6 protein-coding genes are annotated in these 6,931 nt (G+C 69.1%); 4 read left to right on the top strand and 2 right to left on the bottom strand.

Annotated features, from left to right (window positions below):
- Nucleotides 1–50: 50 nt before the first annotated feature.
- Nucleotides 51–1,718 carry an alkaline phosphatase D family protein gene (locus WCJ52_RS10405; RefSeq protein WP_336903238.1) on the bottom strand — a complete coding sequence of 556 codons (1,668 nt, stop codon included), beginning with the start codon at nt 1,716–1,718 and terminating at the stop codon, nt 51–53.
- Between the two features lie 134 nt (nt 1,719–1,852).
- Here WCJ52_RS10405 and WCJ52_RS10400 point away from each other — a divergent pair, with 134 nt between their 5' ends.
- From WCJ52_RS10400 to WCJ52_RS10385, 4 genes are all read left to right on the top strand, one after another.
- Nucleotides 1,853–2,857, top strand: a complete 1,005-nt coding sequence (locus tag WCJ52_RS10400) for an RluA family pseudouridine synthase (protein WP_336903237.1) — start codon at nt 1,853–1,855, stop codon at nt 2,855–2,857.
- Between the two features lie 106 nt (nt 2,858–2,963).
- On the top strand, nt 2,964–3,851 hold the full coding sequence (gene rpoH / locus WCJ52_RS10395; RefSeq protein WP_336903236.1) for an RNA polymerase sigma factor RpoH: 888 nt from the start codon (nt 2,964–2,966) through the stop codon (nt 3,849–3,851).
- Nucleotides 3,852–4,034: 183 nt separating this feature from the next.
- Complete coding sequence (locus tag WCJ52_RS10390; RefSeq protein WP_336903235.1) at nt 4,035–5,333, top strand: cytochrome P450; 1,299 nt, start codon at nt 4,035–4,037, stop codon at nt 5,331–5,333.
- 16 nt (nt 5,334–5,349) lie between these two features.
- A complete protein-coding gene (locus WCJ52_RS10385; protein WP_336903234.1) occupies nt 5,350–5,946 on the top strand; it encodes a TetR family transcriptional regulator in 597 nt (198 codons plus the stop codon).
- 30 nt (nt 5,947–5,976) lie between these two features.
- Here the strand turns inward: WCJ52_RS10385 and WCJ52_RS10380 are convergent, their stop codons facing one another.
- Nucleotides 5,977–6,750 carry a LytTR family DNA-binding domain-containing protein gene (locus tag WCJ52_RS10380; protein WP_336903233.1) on the bottom strand — a complete coding sequence of 258 codons (774 nt, stop codon included), beginning with the start codon at nt 6,748–6,750 and terminating at the stop codon, nt 5,977–5,979.
- Between the last annotated feature and the right edge of the window lie 181 nt (nt 6,751–6,931).

Genomic DNA, 6,931 nt, shown 5'->3' with positions numbered 1-6,931 from the left:
AGCTCCCCCTTGGGGGAGCAATTGGCGCTTCGGTCCTCGCCTGAGGGGCGCTAGGCCTCCTTCAGCCCGGAGACCCCGTCGGGGCTCGGGGTGAAGGTGAAGGTTTTCAGGACGCTGGTTGTGAAGGTCTTCTCCTGGATGGTGGAGACGGCCATCATCTCGGCCTTGCCGTTGGTCCGCCCCAGGGTCAGGAGGACGAAGCCCTTGGCGGCCTGGTCGGAGTAGACCACCTCGCGGTTGGCGTCGGCCATGATCTGGCCCACGGGAACGTCTGGCAGGGCGTCGCCGGCGCCGGGGCTGGTGATACCGGTGGTGCCGAACTCCACGGCCACCCGCTTGCCGCCCTCGGGGGCGTCGTAGAGCTCATTGGCCCAGAAGGCGTGGCTGTCGCCGGAGACGACGACGGCATTGGCCTTCGCCCGGTTGATCAGGTCGTAGAGACGCTGGCGGTCGGCGGGATAGCCGTCCCACATATCCAGGCCATAGGGCAGGCCGAGCTTCGAGATCCCGGCCATGCGGTCGATGCGCTTGAGGCCGTCCGGGCCGAGGCTTGCTGTGGCGGCGGCGAACTTGTCCGCGGCCATGGCGGCGCGGATGTCGGGCACGCCGATCCGGGCCATGACCACCTGGTTGCCGAGCACCTGCCAGGTGCGGCCGGACTTCACCGAGTTGGCGAGGCCCCGGCGCAGCCAGTCGGACTGGGACGGACCCATCATGCGGCGGTCTGGGTCCGCCAGGCGCTTGCGGAACCGGACGACATCCGGCTTGCCATCCGCACCGTTGAGGTCGGTGGCGTAATCCAGCTGCAGGTCCCGGGCGGTCAGCCGGGTCTCGAGCATGAAGAGGCTGGCGAGGTCGCCGAACTCGAAGGTCCGGTTGATGGAGAAGCCGCCGCCGTCGGGTTCGCGGATGGGCATCCACTCGTAATAGGCCTTGATGGCCGCCGCCTTGCGGCGGTTCCAGGAGCCCTCATCCTTCTGGTGGTTCTCGGCGCCGCCGACCCAGCTGTCGTTGGCGGTCTCGTGGTCGTCCCAGACGACGATCCAGGGCGCCCGGGCGTGGGCGGCCTGGAGCTGGGGATCGGTCTTGGTCTGGGCGTGCCGGTTGCGGTAGTCCCCAAGGGTGAAGATCTCGTGGCCCGGCTGGACCCGGCGACCCAGCTTCTTGCCAGACTCCGCGCCATAGCCCTCAGGCCCGTACTCGTAGATGTAGTCCCCCAGGTGCAGGACGACATCGACCCGCGGCAGGTCGGCGATGGCCTGGTAGGCGTTGAAATACCCGGCCTGCCAGAGGGAGCAGGAGGCGATCGCCATGACGGCGTCCTCGACCTGGCCCTCGGGCAGGGTGCGGGTGCGGCCCATGGGCGAGGTCGCGCCGTTCGAGGTGAAGGTGAAGGTGTAGGCCCGGCCCGGATCGAGGCCGCCGACATCCACCTTGACGGTGAAGTCCTTGGCCGCCGAGGTCGTTCCCCGGCCCGACTTCGCGCCACCGGCCCGCCGGTCGATGGGATTGAGGCTCCACGCGTAGGAGATGGCGCCGCTGGACGGATCCGCGGGGGTGATGCGGGTCCAGAGGATGACGCGGTCTGCGGTGGGATCCCCCGAGGCGACCCCGTGGTCGAACCGGACCTGACCCGCCCCCTGAGCCGCGGCGCTTCCACCGGTGGCGAGGCTTCCGGCCCCGAACAGGGCGAGGGCCCTGCGACGATCCACGCGCATGATCTTAAATCTCCCCCGGGACGGCCGCTGCGGCCATCACCCCTGCCTAGGTGTCCTAAAGACCCCAGATGACGATACCGTGTCCAGACCTTCAGGGCCTTGCGGCGGCATCGCCAGATGGGATTCATGGCCCGATGACCGACACGCCTGACCTGCCCGATGACGATGCGGCGACCGCCTCCGGCACACGTCTGGAGGCCAGGCTGCCCGAAGGCCTCACCGGCCGGCTGGACCGGGCGCTGGCCGACGCCCTGCCGCAGGTCTCCCGGGCCCGCCTCAGGGCCCTGATGGAGGCTGGCGTGGTCACCCGGGAGGGGGTCCCGGTCCGGGATCCGTCGGCCAAGCCGGCGGCGGGCGGCTACCGCGTCGAGGTCCCGGCCCCCGCGGCGGCGCTTCCGGAACCCCAGGATATTCCCCTGGAGGTCCTGTTTGAGGATGCCAGCCTGATCGTGATCAACAAGCCCGCCGGCATGGCTGCGCATCCGGGCCCGGGCATACCGGACGGAACCCTGGTCAACGCCCTCCTGCACCACTGCTATCCCTCGCTGTCGGGCATAGGCGGGGTGGCCCGGCCCGGGATCGTCCATCGGCTCGACAAGGAGACTTCCGGGGTCATGGTGGCGGCCAAGACCGACGTCGCCCACCAGGGCCTGGCCGCCCTGTTCGCCGCCCATGACATTGAACGCCTCTACATGGCCCTGGTCCGAGGTGCGCCCCGACCGACCGGCGGTGAGATCCGTACACGGATCGGCCGCTCGTCCCACGACCGGATGAAGATGGCGGTCCTGAAGTCCGGGGGGCGGGAGGCCATCACCCACTACCGGACCGAGCGGGTCTTCGGGCCCGCCGCCGCGCCCCTCGCGGCCCGGGTGACCTGCCGGCTCGAGACCGGACGCACCCACCAGATTCGGGTGCATATGGCCTCCCTGGGCAGTCCCTGCCTGGGCGACCCGGTCTATGGCTCCGGGGCCCCCGCGGCGGCGGTGCGCGAAGCGATCAAGGCCTCGGGGCTGGAGCGCCAGGCCCTGCACGCCGCCATCCTGGGGTTCGTCCATCCGGTCACCGGCGAGGCGCTGAGGTTCGAGACCCCGCCGCCGCCCGATATGACCAGCCTGGAGGCGCGCCTGTCGGATTTGTAACCGGCTGTGGCGGACCGTCGCCTTGAAGACGCCGCTTTCTCTCACTAGGTGAATTCCGAGCTGGGGGGTGGGTCTTTTGCCGCCTCCTGAATGGAGGAGGATCCGCATGTCCGCGAACACTCTGGCCGTGATGACCCCCGAGGGAGGTCTCTCCCGGTACCTGACCGAGATTCGCAAGTTCCCCATGCTCGCCAAGGACGAGGAGTTCATGCTGGGCAAGGCCTGGCGTGAACACGAGGACCCCCAGGCGGCCCACCGGCTGGTGACCAGCCACCTGCGCCTGGTGGCCAAGATCGCCATGGGCTATCGCGGCTACGGCCTGCCCATCGGCGAGGTGATCTCCGAGGGCAATGTGGGCCTGATGCAGGCTGTCAAGAAGTTCGAGCCCGACAAGGGCTTTCGCCTGGCCACCTACGCCATGTGGTGGATCCGCGCCTCGATCCAGGAATACATCCTGAGATCATGGAGCCTGGTCAAGATGGGCACGACGGCCTCGCAGAAGAAGCTGTTCTTCAACCTTCGCAAGGCCAAGAGCGCGATCTCGGCCTTCCAGGAGGGCGACCTGCATCCGGACCAGGTCGACATCATCGCCACCAAGCTGGGGGTCCAGAAGGACGAGGTCATCTCGATGAACCGGCGCCTGTCCGGCCCCGACCCCTCACTGAACGCCCCCATGCGGGTCGATGGCGAGAGCGAGTGGCAGGACTGGCTGGAGGACACGAACGCGGTCAGCCAGGAGACCCAGGTCGCCGAGAACGAGGAGCGCAGCCAGCGCGTGAGCCTGCTTCAGGCGGCCATGGTCGATCTTTCCGACCGTGAACGGCACATCCTGACCGAGCGGCGCCTGAAGGACGATCCGACCACCCTCGAGGACCTGGCCTCCCAGTACGGGGTCAGCCGCGAGCGGGTACGCCAGATCGAGGTCCGCGCCTTCGAGAAGCTGCAGAAGGCCATGCTGGCCGCGGCCCGGGCCAAGAACCTAGTCGAGGCCTGAGCTGGGCCCGCAGGCCGGACCGGGGCTGGCCGGGTCGGGGCTGGCCGGGACGGGGCTGGCCGGGTCGGGGCGGTCTGTGGCGGGCGTCGACAAGTCAACGCGCATTGACATGGGCCTGCGCCCGGCGCAGGTTTCACCCTGAGACAGGCCGCGCCAAGACGCGGCTATGCTAGGGAGATACCCATGAATATCGCCGTCAGGATCGATTCCGACGAGGCCGTCCGCGAGGCCAACGAGACCCCGCTGGAACTGCTGAACCCCGGCCGGGCCGACCGGTTCCAGAAGGACACCATCTTTCCGGTCTTCGCCCGCCTGCGGAAGGAAGACCCCGTCCACTTCACCGCTGACAGCGACTTCGGCCCCTACTGGTCCGTGACCCGCTGGAAGGACATCATGGCGGTAGACACCAACCACGACATCTTCTCGTCGGCCCAAGGCATCACCCTGCCGAACCTGGTGGCCCTGGCCGAACAGCAGAGGGTGCTGGGCGAGCTGGCCCGGCCCCGGACCGGCGGCGGCGCCGGCTTCATCACCATGGACGAGCCCGAGCATGGGGCCCAGCGCAAGGCCGTGAGCCCCACCGTGGCCCCGGCCAACCTGCACAGGATGGCCCCCATCGTCCGCGAGCGGGCGGGGCTGATCCTCGACTCCCTGCCCATCGGCAAGGAATTCGACTGGGTCGACCTGGTGTCGAAGGAACTGACCGCCATGACCCTGGCGACCCTCTTTGACTTCCCCTTCGAGGACCGCCGCAAGCTGACCTACTGGTCGGACATGGTCACCAATCCGCCCGGCCACGGCCCCGTGAAGAGCTGGGAGCACAAGTTCCAGGCCATGGGCGAGTGCTTCACCGCCTTCGAGGACCTGTGGAACCAGAAGGTCAACGCCGAGCCCGCGGCCGACCTGATCTCCATGCTGGTGCACAATCCGGCGACCCGCGACATTGACCGGGACACCTACCGCGGGAACGTCATCCTGCTGATCGTCGGCGGCAACGACACCACCCGGAACACCATCTCCGGCAGCATCGTGGCCCTGAACCAGTTCCCTGACCAGTACGCCAAGCTGCGCGCCAATCCCGGCCTGATCACCTCCATGGTCTCGGAGACCATCCGCTGGCAGACCCCCCTGGCCCACATGGCCCGGGTGGCGAAAACCGACTTTGAGCTGGCCGGCAAGACCATCAAGGCCGGCGAGCGGGTGGTGATGTGGTACCTCTCGGGCAACCGGGACGAGGACGAGATCGAGAACCCGAACAGCTACATCATCGACCGCGACCAGTCCCGGCATCACATGTCGTTCGGCTTCGGTGTCCACCGCTGCGTGGGCAACCGGGTGGCCGAGCTGCAGCTGACCATTATCTGGGAAGAGATCCTCAAGCGCTTCCCCGAGATCCGGGTCTCCGGCGAGCCGGTCCGCAACTTCTCGGCCTTCGTCCATGGCTTCGAAAGCCTGCCGGTCATCATCCCGAGCCGGAACTGAGCCCGGACCGGACCGCATGACCGATCTGGCGGAACCGGCCCGCCCTGCCGCGCCGCCCCGGCGTCGTGACGCCGGGGCCACCCGTGCAGCCATACTGGAGGCGGCCAGGAACGCCTTTGCCGCCACCGGCTATGACCGGACCTCCCTGCGCGACATCGCCGCCCTGGCCGGATCGGACGTGGCCCTGATCCCGCGCTATTTCGGGGGCAAGGAGGGCCTGTTCACCGAGGCCCTCAAGGCCACCATCGCCCCCGACCGCCTGCGCGACTGGGACCGGAGCCGCTTTTCCCGGGATGTGGCCGAGATGATGGCCGGCGCCGCCGACATCGCCGATCCCCGGACCCGGACCTTCCAGTTCCTGCTGCAGGCGGCGACCTCGCCCACCACCGCGCCCCTGCTGGGGCGGGCGGTGGAGGAGCGGTTCCTGGCGCCCATCCGGGACTGGCTGGGCGACGCGGCTGGGCAGGAGCGGGCCCGGGTGCTGGCTGCCATCTACATCGGCTTCCTGGTCGAGCGCCTGATCCGCGGTGCCGCCCTGGAGGGCCCTGAGCGCACCGCCTTCATCGAGCGCGTCACCGCAGTGATCGACGGGGTGGTCGGGCCACAGCCATAGGGTCCGTGGCCGCCGCAGGGTCGCGCCGGCTCAGTCTGCCACGGCCCCGGCCAGCCATCCCTCCTGCCGCAGGAGGCCCACCCGTGAGCGAGAGACAGGTGCCTCCAGGCCACCCACCAGCTGAAGGCGCAGGTTGCGGCCATCCTCGACCACGCCGGTGATGGCGGCGCGCGCCACCCACCAGGACCGGTGAGTCTGTACCCCTTCGATATCCTTCAGGCCGGCGATGGCCTGGGACAGGGACATCAGAACCAGGGTCGAGCCCTGAGATGTGTGCACCCGTACATAATGGTCCTCCACCTGCAGGCAGAGGACAGTGCGCCCGAGGCGGGGAGACAGGCGGTCCCGCGGGTCCGCTGAAGTCGGATCCGTCGCGGGCACGGGCGTGACACGCCTTCGGGTGACCCAGAGGATGACCGCCATGGCGATCGCGCTGATCGCCAGGCACTGGCCAAACCACTCCGCCGCCGAAACCCGGCCGACGACCGGCCAGAGCTTCAGGGCGAGGAGCCGGCTGAGGGCGGCCGGCGGCAGGGTCAGGACGGCGACGGCGGGGGGCGCCCAGATCCAGGTGGCCAGGCCTCGGGTCTGCGCCCACCTCGCCAGGGCCGGCACGCCGATCGCGAAGGTCAGGGATCCGGCCCAGACACAGACCAGCCAGTAGCCGATCCGCACGCCGAGCGAGCCGCTGAGATAGCTGCCGAAAGGGCCCAGGACGCCAAGCGCCAGGCCGCAGGCGGTGGATACGACCAAGCCGATCACCGCCGGACGCTGCAAGACCGCTCTTGCCCAGGCCCACGACATCTCAGTCTCCTGTCCTCGGCGTCCCGGGGGGCGGGACCGCTCGCCAGCCGGCGAACCCACTCGCCCATTCGCCCATCGTCGCTGGCGGAGCGGGAGGCCGCACGGTCCAAGGCCAATATCTTCTTCTTCTCGAAAGCCCCCAGCATGTCCATACGCACACGCCCACTCTCCGCCCTATCCC

This window comes from Phenylobacterium sp. (assembly GCF_037138395.1).
Lineage (GTDB): Bacteria > Pseudomonadota > Alphaproteobacteria > Caulobacterales > Caulobacteraceae > Phenylobacterium.
Note: the sequence above shows the minus strand (reverse complement) of the source record. Positions and strands in the feature narration are given on the sequence as shown.